The 17377-nt window shown below is 66.9% G+C and carries 18 protein-coding genes, 1 tRNA gene and 1 other RNA gene; 10 read left to right on the top strand and 10 right to left on the bottom strand.

Annotated elements, in window-relative coordinates; genetic code table 11:
• Positions 1-72 precede the first annotated feature (72 nt).
• The 4 genes from NMQ09_RS13505 to NMQ09_RS13490 all read left to right on the top strand — a co-directional run bounded on the left by NMQ09_RS13505 (position 73) and on the right by NMQ09_RS13490 (position 3059).
• Positions 73-720 (top strand): helix-turn-helix domain-containing protein, encoded by a 648-nt coding sequence (locus NMQ09_RS13505; protein ID WP_255191106.1) that lies wholly within the window; start codon positions 73-75, stop codon positions 718-720.
• An 88-nt stretch (positions 721-808) separates the two neighbouring features.
• Positions 809-1942, top strand: a complete 1134-nt coding sequence (gene hisC / locus NMQ09_RS13500) for a histidinol-phosphate transaminase (protein ID WP_255191105.1) — start codon at positions 809-811, stop codon at positions 1940-1942.
• The gene (locus NMQ09_RS13495) at positions 1939-2454 is read left to right on the top strand and encodes an adenylate kinase family protein (RefSeq protein WP_255191104.1); all 516 of its coding nucleotides are present in this window, start codon (positions 1939-1941) and stop codon (positions 2452-2454) included. Before hisC ends, NMQ09_RS13495 begins: the two co-directional genes overlap by 4 nt.
• Positions 2451-3059: a CDP-alcohol phosphatidyltransferase family protein gene (locus tag NMQ09_RS13490; protein ID WP_255191103.1), complete on the top strand. Its 609-nt coding sequence runs from the start codon at positions 2451-2453 to the stop codon at positions 3057-3059. The genes NMQ09_RS13495 and NMQ09_RS13490 overlap by 4 nt, the downstream gene beginning before the upstream one ends.
• A gap of 90 nt (positions 3060-3149) precedes the next feature.
• Here the strand turns inward: NMQ09_RS13490 and NMQ09_RS13485 are convergent, their stop codons facing one another.
• From NMQ09_RS13485 to NMQ09_RS13470, 4 genes are all read right to left on the bottom strand, one after another.
• Entirely contained in the window at positions 3150-3728 is a 579-nt protein-coding gene (locus NMQ09_RS13485) for a cadmium resistance transporter (protein ID WP_255191102.1), read from the bottom strand.
• Between the two features lie 164 nt (positions 3729-3892).
• A complete protein-coding gene (locus NMQ09_RS13480; protein WP_255191101.1) occupies positions 3893-4432 on the bottom strand; it encodes a DUF7097 family protein in 540 nt (179 codons plus the stop codon).
• Positions 4433-5173: 741 nt separating this feature from the next.
• Entirely contained in the window at positions 5174-6163 is a 990-nt protein-coding gene (locus NMQ09_RS13475; RefSeq protein ID WP_255191100.1) for a DMT family transporter, read from the bottom strand.
• A gap of 78 nt (positions 6164-6241) precedes the next feature.
• Positions 6242-6967 (bottom strand): helix-turn-helix domain-containing protein, encoded by a 726-nt coding sequence (locus NMQ09_RS13470; protein WP_255191099.1) that lies wholly within the window; start codon positions 6965-6967, stop codon positions 6242-6244.
• 185 nt (positions 6968-7152) lie between these two features.
• Here NMQ09_RS13470 and NMQ09_RS13465 point away from each other — a divergent pair, with 185 nt between their 5' ends.
• A complete protein-coding gene (locus tag NMQ09_RS13465; protein WP_255191098.1) occupies positions 7153-7356 on the top strand; it encodes a helix-turn-helix domain-containing protein in 204 nt (67 codons plus the stop codon).
• A 91-nt stretch (positions 7357-7447) separates the two neighbouring features.
• On the opposite strand, the gene NMQ09_RS13460 is transcribed toward NMQ09_RS13465, so the two are convergent.
• A complete protein-coding gene (locus NMQ09_RS13460; RefSeq protein WP_255191097.1) occupies positions 7448-7825 on the bottom strand; it encodes a hypothetical protein in 378 nt (125 codons plus the stop codon).
• A gap of 100 nt (positions 7826-7925) precedes the next feature.
• Positions 7926-8237: signal recognition particle sRNA (ffs, locus tag NMQ09_RS13455), an RNA gene on the bottom strand.
• Between the two features lie 102 nt (positions 8238-8339).
• Between ffs and NMQ09_RS13450 the strand changes: the two genes are divergently transcribed.
• The 4 genes from NMQ09_RS13450 to NMQ09_RS13435 all read left to right on the top strand — a co-directional run bounded on the left by NMQ09_RS13450 (position 8340) and on the right by NMQ09_RS13435 (position 11865).
• Positions 8340-9545: an AI-2E family transporter gene (locus NMQ09_RS13450; RefSeq protein ID WP_255191096.1), complete on the top strand. Its 1206-nt coding sequence runs from the start codon at positions 8340-8342 to the stop codon at positions 9543-9545.
• 77 nt (positions 9546-9622) lie between these two features.
• On the top strand, positions 9623-9871 hold the full coding sequence (locus tag NMQ09_RS13445) for a YhbY family RNA-binding protein (protein WP_255191095.1): 249 nt from the start codon (positions 9623-9625) through the stop codon (positions 9869-9871).
• Positions 9872-9914: 43 nt separating this feature from the next.
• Entirely contained in the window at positions 9915-10835 is a 921-nt protein-coding gene (locus tag NMQ09_RS13440; protein WP_255191094.1) for a mechanosensitive ion channel family protein, read from the top strand.
• A gap of 1 nt (position 10836) precedes the next feature.
• A complete protein-coding gene (locus NMQ09_RS13435) occupies positions 10837-11865 on the top strand; it encodes a DUF2804 family protein (protein WP_255191093.1) in 1029 nt (342 codons plus the stop codon).
• Between the two features lie 102 nt (positions 11866-11967).
• On the opposite strand, the gene NMQ09_RS13430 is transcribed toward NMQ09_RS13435, so the two are convergent.
• The 3 genes from NMQ09_RS13430 to NMQ09_RS13420 all read right to left on the bottom strand — a co-directional run bounded on the left by NMQ09_RS13430 (position 11968) and on the right by NMQ09_RS13420 (position 13390).
• Positions 11968-12174 (bottom strand): hypothetical protein, encoded by a 207-nt coding sequence (locus tag NMQ09_RS13430; protein ID WP_255191092.1) that lies wholly within the window; start codon positions 12172-12174, stop codon positions 11968-11970.
• Between the two features lie 362 nt (positions 12175-12536).
• Positions 12537-13046, bottom strand: a complete 510-nt coding sequence (locus tag NMQ09_RS13425) for a DUF7382 domain-containing protein (protein ID WP_255191091.1) — start codon at positions 13044-13046, stop codon at positions 12537-12539.
• A gap of 259 nt (positions 13047-13305) precedes the next feature.
• A tRNA-Ser gene (locus NMQ09_RS13420) sits at positions 13306-13390 on the bottom strand.
• A gap of 138 nt (positions 13391-13528) precedes the next feature.
• On the opposite strand from NMQ09_RS13420, the gene NMQ09_RS13415 reads away from it, so the two are divergent.
• Positions 13529-14479 (top strand): AAA family ATPase, encoded by a 951-nt coding sequence (locus NMQ09_RS13415; RefSeq protein ID WP_255191090.1) that lies wholly within the window; start codon positions 13529-13531, stop codon positions 14477-14479.
• A 139-nt stretch (positions 14480-14618) separates the two neighbouring features.
• Here the strand turns inward: NMQ09_RS13415 and ppc are convergent, their stop codons facing one another.
• Entirely contained in the window at positions 14619-17360 is a 2742-nt protein-coding gene (gene ppc, locus NMQ09_RS13410; RefSeq protein WP_255191089.1) for a phosphoenolpyruvate carboxylase, read from the bottom strand.
• Positions 17361-17377: the final 17 nt, after the last annotated feature.

Raw genomic sequence — 17377 nt, 5'->3', positions numbered from 1 at the left:
GTCACGAGAATCACCATCAGGCGAGATCGTCCGGTCAGCAGACTTTTCAAATCACCGGACGTAGCCGGGGCAATGGCCGTCGTCTCCGAGTTCGAGATCGCCGCCGACGAGTTCGCCCTCGGCCGGCTACTCACGTCGGAGCTCGACGTTACGGTGGACGTCGAGCGCGTCGTCCCGTCGTCACGTCGCTTCGTGCCGTATCACTGGGTCGAAGGTCCGGACGTCGACCGCTTCGCCGACCACGTCGGGGCGAGCGATGCCGTCGAGTCGATCGTCGAACTCGAGCGTGACAGCAGCCGGATCTGCTATCGGATCGACTGGTGCGATGGGTTCGGTTGCCTCGCGAGCGCGCTCGAGCGCAGCCAGGCGGCGGTCCTCGAGGCTCGCGGCGACGATCGCTGGTGGTTCCGGCTCCGATTCCCGTCACGGGCCGCCCTGTCCGACTTTCACGGCTACTGTGACGACCACGACGTTACCCTCTCGCTCGTGCGGATCCAGCCGACCGAGTCGGTCCCGGGAGACCGGTTCGAGCTGACGCCGGAACAGCGCCGGGCGCTCGAGCTCGCGGTCGAGCGCGGTTACTTCACCGTGCCACGGGGGACCACCCTCTCGGCGCTCGCCGACGAACTCGACGTCTCCACGCAGGCGGCCTCGGAGCGGCTCCGCCGGGGGACGGACGCCGTGCTCCGGTCTCAGTTGCTCGAGAACGGGCCGCCCTGACCGGTCCGCGCCGTCGTGGCCGAACTCGGCTCGCGGGTCGTGACCACAGGTGAGCATCCTTAAGGCCTGCGAGGCGAACCGTAGGCGTATGCAACCGCGCGACCTGTCCGATCACGTCGCATACGAGGCGGGTCGGGGGATCGAGGAGGTCGCCCGCGAACTCGGACGCGATCCCGCCGAGTTCGTCAAGCTCGCCTCGAACGAGAATCCCCTCGGTCCCTCGCCCGCGGCCACGGTGGCGATCCGCGAGGCCGCCCTGGACGCCAGCTCCTACCCGAAAGCCGCCCACGCCGACCTCACTGCCGCCATCGCCGACCGCTGGGAGGTCGAGAACGAGCAGGTGTGGCTCGCCAACGGCGGCGACGGTGCGATCGACTATCTCTCGCGGGCGACCCTCGAGCCGGATGACGAGATTCTCGTTCCCGACCCTGGCTTCGCCTACTACGGCATGAGCGCCCGCTTCCACCACGGTGACGTGGCCGAGTACGCCCTCTCGCGGGCCGACGACTTCGCGCAGACGGCCGAGACCGTCCTCGAGGCGTACGACGGTGAACGGATCGTCTGGGTCACGAGTCCCCACAACCCGTCGGGATCGACGATGCCCCTCGAGGAGATCGACCGACTCGCCGCCGAGACCGACGAGGAGACGCTGGTCGTCGTCGACGAGGCCTACGGCGAGTTCGCCGACGTCGACAGTGCCATCGACCTGCTCGAGGGTCGCGACGGCTTCGACGCTCGGGACGACGTGGCCGTCCTGCGGACCTTCTCGAAGGCCTTCGGCCTCGCCGGGGTGCGCCTGGGCTACGCCGTCGTTCCCGAAGCGTGGGCCGACGCCTACGCCCGCGTGAACACGCCGTTCGCCGCGAGCGAACTCGCCTGTCGCGCCGGCCTCGCCGCCCTCGAGGACGATCAGCACGTCGAGCGAACCGTCGAGACGACCCTCGAGTCGCGCACCGCCATGTGCGAGGGCATCGACGCCCACGTCTGGCCGAGCGAGGGCAACTTCGTCCTGGTCGACGTCGGCGACGCGACGGCGATCGCGGACGCGATGCAAGAACGAGGCGTCATCGTTCGCGACTGCACGAGCTTCGGGCTGCCCGGCTGTATCCGGATCACCTGCGGCACCGCCGAGGAGACCGAACGCGCCGTCGAGACGCTCAACGAGTTGCTGGCCGAGGGAGTAGGCGAGTCCGAGAGATCCGGCGAGGTGACCGATACGTGAGGGTCGCCGTGACGGGTACCCCGGGAACGGGGAAGACGACCGCGACGCGGCTGCTCGAGCCCGACCACGAGGTGATCCACCTCAACGAGGTGCTCGAGGCTGAAGGCCTCTACACCGACGTCGACGAGGAACGGGACAGCGTCGTCGCCGATCTCGAGGCGCTCGGGGCGTGGCTCGAGGGTCGCGACGACGTCGTGATCGAATCGCACCTCGCCCACCACGTCGACGCCGACCGCGTCGCGGTGTTGCGCTGTCGGCCAGCCGACCTCGAGGCGCGACTGATCGAGCGCGGGGAGTCTGACGCGAAAGCCAGAGAGAACGCCGAGAGCGAGGCTCTCGACGTGATCCTCACCGAAGCGGTCGAGAGTCACGGCCTCGAGTCCGTCTACGAGATCGACACGACCGACCGCGAACCCGAGGCCGTGGCGAGCGAGCTCGAGGCCGTGATCGGTGGCGAGCGCGAACCGAGTGCGGGCGAGGTCGACTTCCTCGCGTACCTCGACGACCGATGACGCTCGACAAGCTCAGACCGTACGTCTCGAGCGCGCTCGATCCGTTCGTCCGCGGCTTCGACCGGCTCGGGATGGGGCCGGACGGCGTCAGCGTGCTGGCGTTCGGGATGGCGATCGCCGCGGCCGTCGCCTTCGCCCTCGGCGGGCAGGACCCGATCTGGTACGTCGTCGCCGCCGCCTTCGTCTTTCTGAACGGGTGGCTCGACGTCGTCGACGGCGCGCTCGCCCGCGCGCAGGGCGTCGCCTCGTCCGCCGGCGACCTGCTCGATCACGTCCTCGACCGGTACGCCGACATCGTCGTCGTCGCCGGCATCGCCGCAGGTGTCGGCGACTTCCTGCTGGGCTTCGCCGCAGTCACGGGCGTCGTGATGACCTCCTACCTCGGCACGCAGGCCCAGGCCGTCGGCCTCGAGCGGGTCTACGGCGGCCTCGTCGGCCGGGCGGATCGGCTCGCGATCATCGGCTTCGTGGGCGTCCTCGCCTACCCCCTCGACGGCACTTACGCCGGCTTCACCCTCGTCGGCTGGCTACTCGTCTTCCTCGCCGTCGTCGGGCACGTCACCGCGCTCCAGCGCTTTTACTACGCCTGGCGAGCGCTCGTTTGACACACTGGTGAATTCGAGCGCCGCGGAAGCCGTCGCAGGACAGTCGCCGATGCCCGGCCGCCCGTGTCACAGAGCGCCCATATCCAGCGTTCAGACGATGATCCAGCCGGCCACCACGACGTATCCGCCGACGAGTACCAGCACGGTGGGAACGAGCCAGCGATCCAGCCAGTCGGGAATGCCGTCGGTGGCGACGCGGGAGACGATCACGAACGCGGCGAGAAACACGACTCCACCACCGATCAGGTAGACGACGATGATGAGTGCCAGTTCGGCCGGTGAGAGAGTAACGAAAAACGGGACGAAGACCGCGATGTTTTCACCACTGAGTCCGAGTCCCGCGACGGTGACGACGACGATACGACCGAGGGAGTTCGGCACGACGGGTGACTCCTCGATCGTCGTTTCCGGCGGCTGGCTGAGTAGGCCCCACAGCCCCAAACTGAGGGGAACGACACCCAGCAGGAACGTCCACTCCTGGAAGAGTTCGGCGGCGAGAACCGCTCCGGCGATCGCCACAGCCAGTCCGATACAGAAGCTGACGTAGTGTCCGACGAACACCTCCCGGAGCCGATAATCGTTGTCGGCACAAAACGCACCGACGACGAGTAGGGTGTCGAGATGGGTTACGGCGAACAACCACACACCGACGAGCAGGATCGTTTCCACGAGGTAGCACCCCCGTCACATCGAGGTCGTATAGTGGTTTCTTTCCGCGAGCCTCGCTCGTCGGAGGATGCTGTGATCGGCAATCGGTTTGCCACTCTATTTTCAGGAAAGTTCCTAACGTATTGACGGTTAATAGTACGGTTCACGTCCGTCAGTGTGAGCAGTCACTCCTCCCCGTACCGTTCGGCTGCCGACTCGAATCCCAGCTCCTCGAGCTCTCGCCCCCGTCGCCCCTCGAGTTCGGCGATGGCCTCGGGGTCGGGCGAGACGTCGTCGGTGAGCCGCGCCCACGAGGTGTGGACCTTGGCGTGACACCATCGACAGAGGAAGACCGTGATCTCGTGAGAGCACGTCTCACCGTCTGCGGCGTAGGAGAGGTGGTGTTCCTCGAGCAGCGGCCGCTCACTCGAGTGGGCGTCCAGTTTCTCCTCGAGCCCACAGCGAACACACGCGCGGGTGCGCGTTCTCGAGCGGAAGTGGGGGCAATCGGCCCACGAAGGATCGGCCGATTCGGGGTCGGCGTCGGGCTCGAGGGCGAGACACGCGTACTCCTCGGCGGCGCGCTCGCGGGCGAATTCGGGGTCGTGCCCGTAGTGGTCGAAGGCGTACCGACACGTGCCCTCGCTCGTGAGGTGATCGCAGACGCCCGCGAACGCGTAGGGGTCGTCGACGCCGACGGCGGTGCCACGTGGGGTCTTCTCCATGCTCGGTCGGCTGAGCGTTGGACGGACGGGAAGTTGAATCCTGCGTCGAGTCGGTTGCGGCGTCAATCCGGTGTGACCGCGAGCGTCGGCTCATGCCGATGGGTGTAGCCAGGCGTGTCACCGAACGGGTTCTCAGCGGATCGGGCTCGGTCGTATCTTCGATGACCAGTGTGGTCAGTAGACCTGCGCATGTAACAATAGTCGCAGGTTGTATTCTATTGGGCTGCTCGTAGTCGTTCGGGAACCACCGTGTGCTCCGCTACGAGAGCAACTAGGGTTCCAATAAAAGCGCCGACAATGAGGGCGTGGAAGGATGGGATGAACGGGGGGACGCCGAACGCCAGCACAAGCCCAAGTGTGATAGGAGCGCCTATCATAGCGATTCCAAACGCGACTAATGTCAAACGCTCTCTGTACTGTTCGGAGTATCGGTCACGCAGTAACCATACAAACGGGCCAGCAAGGATTGCGATAACGACCCCAATGCCAGCAATCGAAACCCATGGAACGGAACCACTCTCCATGAGTTGAAAAACGCTCAAAAGAGCAAACATCCCCACAAATGCGAAGACCAGTAATTGTCGCACGAAGGATGAGAGCGACCGAACCATATGTGGATGAACTAGGTTTTAGTATATATCCTTTCGGCACGGAGTCTGAGCCAATTGTAACCTGTACCGACCGTTCGTCGAGGAGTCGTAGGGGGTTGCGAACGATTCTACGACACCTTCACCGTCAGTCTCAGGCGCTCTCGGATCGGGTCGACGTCCCAGCGTCGACCCCGGACTCCGTCTCGCCGTCGGCCGGTCGACCGGACCCCGTCGTCGCGACCAGGTAGACCCCGACGGCCATCACGACGCCACCGAGGAGAAAGCGGGTGCCGAGATTCTCGCCGAGGAAGACCGCCCCGAAGAGGGCGCCGACGACCGGCTGGGCGAAGAAAAAGGCGGAGATCACGCTCGCGCCGACGTACTCCATCCCCTTGTACCAGAGGTACCAGGCGGCGGCCGTCCCGCCCAGTCCGAGGTAGCCGACGGCGGCGACCAGCCCCGGCGTGAACTCGATCGTCCACGGCGAGACGCCCGTCGTCGCGGCCTCGTAGGGGACGAACAGTGCGAGCAGCGGCACCGACGCGACGCTCGAGTAGGCCGCCGTCTCGAGCGCCGAGTAGCGCTCGATCAGGGGTTTGCCCCAGACGGTGTAGACCGCCCAGGTCGCGCTCGCGAGCAACAGCATGAGTACGCCGGTCGTCGCCGCACCGGAGAGCTCGGTGAGGTCGTACTGGCCGGAGAGGACGACGACGGTGCCGGCGGTCGCCAGGCCGATGCCGACCAGCAGTTTTCGAGTGAGGCGCTCGCCGAGGAGGGTGACGCCGAGCAAGACGGTGAGCACCGGCGTGAGAACGGTGATGAGCGAGCCCTGGCTCGCCGTCGTCAGGTCGGTGCCGAGAAACTGCGTCGCGATGGAGGCGGCGACGACCGTGCCGAGGCCGGCGAAGCCGAGGAGATCCCGACGGGCGAACGACGGCTGCGGGTAGCGGAGTCGGACGACCAAGAGGAGCGCGGACGCACCGATCAGGACTCGGAAGAACGCGAGCGTCATCGGGGGGACGGCGTCGAAGCCCCACTTGCTCACGACGTAGAGGCCGCCCCACAGCGCGGCGGCCGCGAGCGGTGCCAGTGCGAAGAGATACGGTGAGATCGACGATCGTGACAGTCCGGTTTCGAACACACTCGTCCTTGCCGTCGCTCGAGCAAGGCTGCTCTCGTTAGGATGTTAACCCCGGTCGACGTGGGGTCTCGTCGGCCGCTATTGCGGGGGAGCATCGCCGTCGGTGGGCGTAAGCGTCTCGAGCGCCGGTTCGAGCAGTTTCGCCTCGGCTCGCCGGAGCGTCTTCGAGACGGCGGCGTCCGAGACTGCGAGGTCGGCGGCGAGTTCGCCGAGCGTCACAGAGCGCGGGACGTCGTAGTAGCCCGCCGTCACCGCGCGGTGAATCGTCACCCGTTCGGTCGGCGTCAGCTTCCGACCGCCCGCGAGCATCGCGGTCCCGACCTCGCCGGCCCGGACGTCCTCGAGGACGGTCGCCGGCTCGAGCGTCCGTCGGTCGCGGACGACGAACTCGTCGCCGTCGTGGCGTCGGAGTGCCTCGAGGGCGGTTTCGGCGGTGGTTTCGTCGTCGAAGCCGACCGCCCAGCGTTCGCGGCCGTCGACGTTCCGGAAGGGGGCGGTGACGTAGCCGTCGTGCTCGACGACCACGCCCATTACGTGGGTCGTCCCCATCGTGATCCGTGCCCGTGCGGTGGCTCCCGACTTCGCGAGCAGTTCGAACGACTGAAGCTCGTCGTGGCGTCGGAGCAGTGACAGGCCCGACTCGAGGGCGTCGCGATCGCCGGCTTCGGCGAGCACGCGGAGCTCGAGTCGGGACCGTTCGTGGTGATAGTGCCAGTGTGGCGTGACGAACGCCACGTCGTAGGCGCCGCTCGCCGCCGTCAGCGGGCAGTCGGCCTGGCGTACCGACAGTTCGAGGTTGATCATACCGTCGGATTGGAACGGGGTCTCAACCGCTTTGCGGTCGAGGCAGAAGCGGGGTCGGCCGCGATCGCGCCGCATCGTCGTCGCGGATCGGTGAGCCGGTTCCGGGTAGGTTGCTGGTCACCTGGCAGCTGGATCCACCGCCGAAAGCACTATGTGGGGCCGTGTCATGCATGGCGTCCACGTCTATGGAGCGAGCACTGCTGGAGGAATTGGACGCACGCGGCCCGGTTACAGTGGTCGCGCTCGCGGAGGCGACCGAACTCCACCCGACGACCGTCGAGCAGTGCTGCTACGACCTCCATCGGGACGGGTACGTGCACACGACGACGAGCGGCGTGTACGACCTCACCGACGCCGGGCGCCAATACCTGACGAATCTGCCGGAGTGACGCTCACCAGTTACGACGGCTACTCGAGAGCGACGATCTCACTGCCGCGACGGTTGCTCGAGGTCGACGAGCGGCCTTCAGACGCCGGCCGTTACCGCGCTTCAGCGAGCGAACGGCCGACGAGCGCGAGTACGAAGACGCAGACGACGACCATCACCGACTGGGAGACGGCGGCGATCGGGCGCTCGACAGTGCCGCCGGTCGCGATCGTCGCGAGGTCGACGACGCCCTGGGCCGATCCGGCGAGCCCGATCAACGCGAGCGCTGCCAGGCCGTAGCGCACCGCTCGCTGGCGATCCGTGTTGAGCCCGAGTCGACCGAGAACGACGAACAACAGGCCGAACAGCGACGGGATCAGCGCCGTCAGGCTGGCGTAGTCGGTCAGCACGTACGCGACTACACCTACGAGCACGAGTAGCGAGCCGGTCCAGACGCCTGCGTTGAACGTCACGTCGTCAGCGGTTGCCATACCGGACCAACGACGCGCGAGAGAGTGTCTCTTTCGATGACGGATCGGCCACTCGAGCGGCCGCGCCGCTCGGCGATCGTCGGTCGAATGAGGAGTATGAGTGCGGACGCCCGCGATTGCCCGGCGTTCCGGCCGGGGGAGTCCCGGTTGCCTCCTCCACCCCGCGACCCGTCGAGCGACAGGTGTCCGGCGGTCCACTGCTCGCTTCCGCGCCTGATGGGCTGTCGCCGATTAGCCACGACGAGTCGTCCCTGCGGACGGTCGTCGTGGCCCGCTGTCCCCGACGGACGAGGCTTCCACGTTGGCTCCCGGGGCCCCGGCCGGTCTGACCGGACGCCCGCGGGATTCGGTCCCCGCTAATGACCATAGCGCGGGTTCTGAGCAGGGCCAAACTGCCCGACCTAGTCCACTTCACCGTAGACGGTACCCTCTTAAGGGCCTTTCGCTCCCGCCGTCGATCGTCGCCGCTCGGCGCGCCACAGAATCATGACCGTCCCCACCGTAGTCGGGACGTATGTCCCTGGGCGAGTGGTCGAGAGCATCGAGCGACCGTCGCTGGTTGGGGCTCCTGATCGTCGTCGTCGGCGTCCTCGCCGCGATCATCGTCCTTCCGTACCTGCAGTACGTCCTGGCGGCGATCGTCCTCGCGTACGTCTTATACCCCCTCAGGCGTCGACTCGAGCCGCGCCTCGGCCGAACCGCCACGGCGGCCCTGCTCCTCGCGCTCGGGACGGTCGCCATCATCCTCCCGCTCGGGATCCTGGTCGCGGTCGCGATCGACGAGGCGGCCGACCTCGCGGAGGTGATCGCAGCCGGCGAGCTCGGCGTCGCGGAGTTCGAAGATCGCTTCGAGGCGCTCGGCCTCGAGGTCGACCTGCTGGCGCTGTACGAGCAGCTTCGCGAACCGCTCGCGATCGCCGCCCGCGGAGTCGCCGACCAGGCACTCGAGCTCGCCGGCGGCGTGCCGGGGTTCCTGATCGGCCTGACGGTCATGCTATTCGTCCTCTACTCGTTGCTTCGGGATGGCGACCGGCTCGTCGCGTGGCTCGGTCGCGTCCTCCCGTTGCGCGCCGACGTCCGTGAGGAACTGTTCGCTCGCGTCGATCGGCTGCTGTACGTCGCGATCGTCGCGAACGTCGCCGTCGCCGCCGTCCAGGCGATCCTCACGACGATCGGGCTCGCACTCGTCGGCGTTCCCAGCCTCACGTTCTTTTTCATCCTCACGTTCGTCCTCTCGTTACTGCCCCTGATCGGCGCCTCGATCGTCTGGGCGCCAATCTCGATCTACCTGCTCGTCGTGGGGCGTCCGCTCGCGGGTGCGCTGCTGTTCGCGTACGGGGCCGTGATCGTGAGCCTCTCGGACAACGCGCTCCGGCCGATCGCCGTCGGTCGCGGGGCGAAGATGAGCGTGGCGACGGTCATCCTCGGCATCTTCGGCGGCGTCGCCGTCATCGGCGTCATGGGGCTGTTCTTCGGTCCGGTCATCCTGGGGACGCTCGATATACTGGTCGAGCTGTACACGCGCGAGCGTGAGCGTTCTACCGGGGTGACGACCGCTGTCCCGGACGAATCCGGTTCTGAACTGGAGCGTCCTCGATCGACACCACGGGGCGAGGATCACGATGCTACCGGCACGAACGATTCGGTCACCGGTGACACCCGGGACGACGCGGGCACCGGGAACGACGCCCCGGCCGGCAGCGACCACGGGGATCGATGACGGCCGCGAACGCGCGTCGGACGTCACGACGGTCCGCATCGCGAACATTCAAACCGTTGGCGTCGCTACGCACGGTTATGGACGATCAGGAACTGAAGCGGCGCGCACACGACCTCGACGTAACCGTCTGGGTCGGCAAAGGCGGCCTCGAGGCCGTCGTCGACGAACTCAACGACCAGCTCTCGGACCGAGACCTCGTGAAAGTGAAACTCCTCAGATCGGCGAGAGCCGGCGGTTCCACCGACGAGCAGGCCGAAACCCTCGCCGAGCGGGTGAACGCGACGATCGTCGACGTCCGCGGACACACCGTCGTCTTGCATCGATGAGCCACGGCGGCCGACTGACGACGACTGCGGGGGTGGACGAGGCGTGACCGTCATCCCGCTCCTCGACGCCGAGGGCGCCGAGCCGACGCTCGGCCCGATCGGAAACGCACTCGACAACGTGCTGGGCGACGCCGCGATCGCCGGGGCGCTCGAGGGCGTGGTCCTCTTCGTCGTCGCGTTCGTCGTCATCTACGCGCTCGGACGGCTGGTCGTCCTGCCGCTGGTCGACCGGGCGTTCGACCGGCGCGAACTGGATGAACACGCTCAGAAACCGCTGCTGATGCTCACGCGATTTGGCGTCGTGTTCGTCGCAGTCGCGGTCGCGTTCGGGTTCGCCGATTACGGCAACTTCCTCGTCTCGATGGCCGGCATCGCCGCGGCCGGCGCGCTCGCGATCGGCTTCGCGATGCAGAACGTCATCGCGAACTTCGTCGCCGGGGTGTTCATCTACACCGACGAGCCGTTTCGGATCGGCGACTGGATCGAGTGGGACGACCACTCGGGCGTCGTCGAGGACATCAGCCTCCGGGTCACTCGCGTGCGTACGTTCGACAACGAACTCCTGACGGTGCCGAACGCCGAACTCACCGGCGGCGTCATCAAGAATCCCGTCGACGGCGACCGCCTCCGCCTGAAGTTCGACTTCGGTATCGGCTACGACGACGACATCGACCAGGCGAGTCAGCTCATCGTCGAGGAGGCCGAACGACACCCAGAGATCCTTGAGGAGCCCGCTCCCTCGGTCCGGCTGACCGAACTCGGGGACTCAGACGTCGGCCTCCAGTCTCGCTTCTGGATCGCCGACCCCTCGAGAGCCGACTTCGTGCGCATCAGAGGCGAGTACGTCACCACCGTGAAAGCGCGCTTCGACGAGGAAGGGATCGACATCCCCTACCCCGTCCGCACGCTCGAGGGCGGCCTCGACCTCCAGGGCTCGCGTCACCTCGCCGAACCGGCCGAGTGACGTGCCCGCCCTCGAGCCCGCTCCCCGGACGCCGATCGTCGACGGCAATCCCGCGTTCGGAACCTACCGGGGATCGCTCGAGTCGACGGCGTTCGAGGCGCGTCGGCGGGGGGCGGGACGACTGTCCTCGATTCTCCGGGAGAAACACTGGCAGTGGTTCGCGGCCGCGGACGACGAGGTGGCGGTCGGCGGCTCGATCGTCGACGCCGGCCCCGTTGGAACCGTCTTCTGCTGGGTCGCCGACCGCACGAGCGGGCGCCTCGTCGACGCCTCGCGGCCCCTTCCCGGCCCGCTCGTCGACCTTTCTTCGCGACCGACCAGAGGGCAGGTCGCGACGGTCCGCCTCGCTCGCGACCCGCTCACGATCGACCGCCGGGGCTCGGCCGTTCGCGTTCGCGGGAGCCTCGACGACGTCGCCGTCGACCTCGCGTTCGAGGCCCCGCCCGCCGACGCCGTGACGGCGATCTGTCCCGTCGCCGGCGGACACCGAGCGGCGCTGAACGTCACCCAGAAGGCGCTCGCACCGCAGGTGACCGGTACCGTCTCGGTTGCGGGACGGTCGCGAACGCTCGCCGACGGCGTCGGACTGCTCGATCACACCCACGGCCTGCTCGCCCGCGAGACGCGCTGGCGGTGGGCGATGGGCGTCGGGGCCGTCGACGGCGAACTCGCCGGCTTCAACCTCGTCTGGGGGTTCAACGACGGTCTCGAGAACGTCGTCTGGCTCGACGGCGAACCGCGAGCGGTCGGCCCGGCGACGCTCGAGTATCCCGACCACCCGGGATCGGCTCGCGGTGGCCGCGAGCGCTCGAGCCGGGAACGAACTGGCGAGCGGGCGTGGCAGGCCATCACGGACGACGGCAGCGTGACCGCCGAGCTCGCGGTCGAAGCCGAGCGCCTCGAGAACGTGACGGTCGGCCCGTTTGCCTCGCAGTACCGCCAGCCACTCGGCTCGTGGGACGGCCGGCTCGACGACCACGAACTCGAGGACGCCTTCGGCGTCGCCGAAGTTCACCGGGCCAGATGGTGAGCACGTGTGGTGCGCTATCGATGGCTGGTCGATCTCTCTGGTGTGGATTGCCACAGACGAGAGGTGGCAGTCTATGATCGATACCCGGACGATGTGTGGAGGTTACTGTTTTCGCAGTCGATACTTCGTTTCCTGAACCGTCACGAACGAGTAGCCGAGAAGGACCAGCGAGAGGATGCTGAGGAGCAGCCCCAGCTCGTCCCCCTCGAGGAGAAAGGGCAGTGCGAGCGCCGCGAGAGCGAGGGCAGCGATCGCCGACTGAATCGAACGGAGGTGCGCCCAGAAGAGCGGATTCTGGTTCAGGTCCATACGCCTACGATGAAACTATCGATCAATAAATGATTGTGGCTACGTCATTTCCGGCGTAACCGCACACGGCGTCGTTGTACCGGGAAACCGACAGCGCGCTCTGTATCACGGGAACAATTGTCATCTCGCCCCATCGTTCACCGGTTCCTCGCCGGCGACAGACGGTTCGTATCTACTCTCCCCTGTCAGTGGATAGGCTGTCTGGCTGTCGGTGCGCCAGCGCGCTATTGCGTCGGTCTCGCCACCGCTCATCCACCGCTTTGAGTTCGATCCGGGTCGCCAGGCCACTCTCGATTCGTCCGTTCGGTAATCGGTACCGATTACCGACTGCTCGCACCTCGTGATCCGAACGGGCCGGTCGGCTACTGGTCGATGACCAGCAACTCGTTGTTCGGCTCCTCGTCCTCCCAGTTCGTGCCAGCGGGAGGTTCTACCTCGAACTCGACGGTTCCGACGTCCTGGTCCGGTGGGAGATCGATACCCGCAGCCGAGAGATCGATCGTCACTTCGTTGTCGTCTTCCGGCGTGCGTTCGATAACGGCACTGTCCATCCGTGCTGAGCCGGCCGTCGCGATCACCGTCGCATCGGTGACTTCGTTCCCGTCCTCGTCGACGACGGAAACGGTAACGTTGGCGTCTCCGGTACCGAGCTCGAGCACGTCGTCGTCGAACTCGACGTCCACTTCGGTGTTGCCCTCGAACGTGTCGACCCCGCCGAGGATCTGGAGCATGATCCCGAGTGAGACCACGCCCACGATGAGCGCGATCACGAGCCTGATCGGCAGCCCCTCGATCGCACGATCGTCGGCGGCGAGCGAACGGGTCGATCGTCGGGAACCAGTTCGATCCTGGATTCGTTGTTCTGAACCCATACCCCCTCTGGCCGGGTAATCGAATTTAAACACCGGGACGAACGTTCAAGTACGATGCCGAGGCTGGCCGTGGACGGACGGCGAGCACACGCTACACAGTGCTCGCTGTGTTGCGTCGTGAAAAGCGCCGAGAGGGAGAGTTGAACTACGCCCGAGAACCTGCGCCTTCGGCGCAGAACCTCGGTCTAGTTCAAATTCCCCGTTCGCGTGTTACGGCGGCGGACCGCTCGCTTCGCTCGCGGTCGTTGTCGCCGTAAAACGCCGAGAGGGAGATTTGAACTCCCGTGTCCGTGAGGACAGCAGATTTCGAATCTGCCGCCTTGGCCGGGCTAGGCTATCTCGGCTCACCTCCAAATACCCGGGTAACGATTTTATCCGTTTCGGTTCGTCGGTTGCGTGTCACACCGTCCCGACCGCACTCGATCGACGAACCTGACAACGAAACGGAAGCCCTATGCCACGCCGGTGTGAGGGCCACGAGCATGGACGTCTCCCAGGCGAGCAAGGAGTGTGCAGCCGTCCTCGAGACGATTAGCGAGGCCGTCATCTGCGAGCGGGAGTTTCTCGAGACGATCCTCGTCGGCGTCGTCGGCCGTGGCCACGTGCTCTTAGAGGACGTCCCCGGGACGGGAAAGACGCTCACCGCCCGGAGCGTCGCAAACGCGCTCGGGCTCTCGTTTTCGCGGATCCAATTCACGCCCGACCTTTTGCCGGCCGACGTCACGGGGACACACGTCTTCAACGAGGAGACGCGCGAGTTCGAGTTCAACGAAGGGCCCATCTTCGCCAACGTCGTCCTCGCCGACGAGATCAACCGCGCGCCGCCGAAGACCCAAGCCGCCCTGCTCGAGGCGATGGAGGAGGGGCAGGCGACGGTCGACGGCGAGACGCGCCAGCTTCCCCGCCCGTTCTTCGTCATCGCGACGCAGAATCCCGTCGAACAGGAGGGGACGTTCCCGCTGCCCGAAGCCCAGGTCGATCGCTTCCTCGTGAAGACGTCCCTCGGCTACCCCGACCAGGCGGGCGAGGTCGAACTCCTCCGGCGGCGCGCCGGCCGCGAAGTGGGGACGCCGTCGGTCGAGCGCGTGCTCGAGCCGGATCACGTCGCCCAGCTCCGGCAGGTTCCGGAGACGGTTCGCGTCGACGAGGACCTCCTCGAGTACGTCGTCGGGCTCGCCCGCGAAACCAGGGTGGACGGCCGGGTCGAGATCGGCGTCTCCCCGCGTGGCACCCAGCGGCTGTTCGAGGCGTCCAGGGCGTACGCGGCGCTCTCCGGTCGTGAGTACGTCACCCCGGACGACATCAAGCGCGTGGCTCGTCCCGTCCTGACCCATCGACTCGTGCTGACGCCCGACGCGACGGTCAAGGCCGTCGAAAAGGCGGACGTGATCGAGTCGGTTCTCGAGTCGGTTCCGGTTCCGACCGTCGACTAGGGATCTATGGTGAAGCGATTCGGTCGCTCGAGGAACGTCCCTCGTCGCAGGTCTCCCTCATAGCGGTGGCGCACCTCGCTCGAATCGGATCGGCCGCCCATGGTGGGTCGTGGGTGGACGACCATCTAAGTCGTGTCGTTCAGCCGGTGTTTTTCATCCCCGCGGCGATTCCCTTGACCGTCAGCCGGAGCGTCCGCTCCTCGACGTCGGATCGCTGGGGCTGCTCGAGGAGGTGTGCCTGCAGCAGGTTCAGCGGGTCGACGTACGGGTTCCGTCGCGCCAGATTTTCCCCCATCCAGTCGCGAACGTGGAGGGTCTCTCGCTCCCCAATCGTCGTGAGGAGCTCGACGGCGCGGTCGTACTCCTCGGTGAGCCGCGGGAAGAACGCCTCCCGGCGTTCGGGATCGGCGAGGTCGGCGTACGTAGACGCGATCTCGAGGTCGGTGCGCGACAGCGAGAGCGCGGCGTTGTCGAGCGTGGTCCGGAAGAAGGGCCACTCATCGTACATCTCCCGGAGCGTCTCCAGCTCGTCTCCCTCGTCTCGCGGCTCGTCACCGTTCGAACGGCCCGAGGAGCGCGACTCCTCGCCCTGGAGGTAGGCGTCGATCCCTGCCGCGACGCCGTACCAGCCGGGGAGGATACACCGCGACTGCGTCCAGGAGAAGACCCACGGAATCGCCCGCAGGTCCTCGACCGTGCGTTCGCCGCTCCGGGAGGCGGGCCGCGAGCCGAGGTCGAGGTCCTCGATGACCGTGATCGGCGTCGCCTCTTCGAAGTACCGGACGAATCCCTCGCTCTCTAAGAGGTCGCGGTACTCTTCGCGGGCGGCGTCGGCCATCGTCGCCGCGGCCTCGAGCCACGCCTCGGGAACCTCTTCACGGGGCTGCTCGAGCGCCTGCTTGCGCGCTCGCAGCTGGGCGTTGAGCATCTGCTCGATGTTGCGCTCGGCGATGCGGGGATTGCCGTACTTCTCGGCGATCGCCTCGCCCTGTTCGGTGAACTTGATCTGGCCGGTCACCGTGCTGTTGGGCAGCGCGAGCATGGCCTCGTTCATCGGTCCGCCGCCCCGCGAGATCGAACCGCCCCGGCCGTGGAACAGCCGCATCGTCACGTCGTGGTCGTCACAGATCTCGCCCAGGCGACGCTGGTTCCGGTACAGCGACCAGTTCGCCGCTAAAAACCCGTTCTCCTTGTTCGAGTCGGAGTAGCCGAGCATGATCTCCTGGGTCCGCCCACGGGCTTCGAGCGCCTGGCTGTAGGCCTCGTTCTCGAACAGCGCCCCCATGATCCGCCGGGCGCCCGAAAGGGCGTACTCGGTCTCGAGCAGCGGCACGACGTCGAGGCCGCTGTGTTCGGGCAGCGAGACGACGCCCGCCTGATCGGCCAGGAAGAGTACCTCGAGAACGTGGCTCGGCTCCTCGGTCATCGAGATGCAGTAGGTGTCGATCGCCTGCACGCCGTACTCGTGTTGCCAGTCGGCGAACTGGGAGAACAGCTCGAGGACGCGCGCCGAGTCGGTCGAGAGCCCCTCGGTGTCCTCGAGGTCCAGCACCGGTTCGTCCTGCAGGATCGCGTCGGTGAGCAGTTCGACCCGGCCGTCTTCGTCGAGCCCGGCGTAGTCGATGTCCTCGCGCTCGAGGGCCTCGGCGATGGCGTCGGTGTGTTTCTGCTGGTGATCGCGCAGGTCGAGGCTCGCGAGCGAGAAGCCGAACGTCTCGGCGCGCCGACGGAGCGGATCGACGTGGGCCTCGACGACCGTCTCCGCGCCGTTCTCGCGCAGGCTCGCGGCGAGGACCTCGAGGTCCTCGATGAACGCCTCGACGGAGCCGTAGCCGCCGGGTCGGACGTCGCCGACGCGTTCGATCCTATCGCGCATCAGCTTGAGCTTCTGGCGGTAGGGCTCACCCGGATACCGCTCGTCCGCCGTCCGGGCGCTCCCCGGCAGCGCCTCGCGGTCGTCAGCGAGCGAGACCTCGAACGCGGGGCCGACGTCGATGCGGCTCCCATCCTGGCTCAGCACGCCCGAGAGCGTCTTGAGCTCCTCGTAGTACTTCTCGAGGACGACGGCTCGCTGTCGTTCGAGCGTGATCGCCGTCACCTCGGGCGTGACGAAGGGGTTGCCGTCGCGGTCGCTGCCGGCCCACGAGCGGAACTCGAACAGCTTGGGCACCTCGAGGGGCGCGTCGATCTCGGCGGCGAGGGCGTCGGCGAGCTCGTCGTACACCTCGCCGACGACGTCGAACAGCGTGTTCTCTAAGTACCACTGGACGTTGCGCGCCTCGTCCTCGGGTTCGGGTTGGCGCTTTCTCACCTGCGGGGTCTGCCAGAGACTCGTCACCTCGGCGTCGACGTCGCGCCAGAGCTGGCTGCGCTCTTTGTCCGTCAACAATCGTTCATCCAGCGTCTCGAGGTGGGTCGCGACCTCCCGGAGCTTCGACTTGACCGTCTTGCGCCGGGCTTCCGTCGGATGGGCGGTGAACGTCGGCTCGATCAGGACGTCCTCGAGGATCCCCTGGGCCGTCTCCGGATCCGTCGTCGCGAGCTCCTCGGCCGCCGCCTCGAGGCCGTCCGCGAGCGTCCCGTCCTGGGAGTCCTGCCTGATCGAGCGTACCCGTTCTCGCTCCTCGGCGAGGTTGACGAGTTCGAAGTACGTCGTAAAGGCCCGGGCGACGACTCGCTGCCGGTGGGGCGACAGTCCCTCGAGTTCGGCCGCGAGCGGTTCGCGGGAGTCGAGGTCGCCCGACCGGTAGTCGATCGCCGCCGTCCGGCAGGACTCGACCGTCTCGAACGCGCGCCGAGAGGTCTGGTCCTCGAGGACGTCCCCGAGCAACGCCCCGAGCTCGCGGACGTCCTGTCGAACCTCTCTGTTATGGAGTCTCATATCACATCCCTACGTGG

It is taken from the genome of Natronobeatus ordinarius, from assembly GCF_024362485.1.
GTDB classification, from domain to species: domain Archaea; phylum Halobacteriota; class Halobacteria; order Halobacteriales; family Natrialbaceae; genus Natronobeatus; species Natronobeatus ordinarius.
The sequence above is the reverse complement of the archived record's forward strand: the minus strand, read 5'-3'. Positions and strand labels throughout refer to the sequence as shown.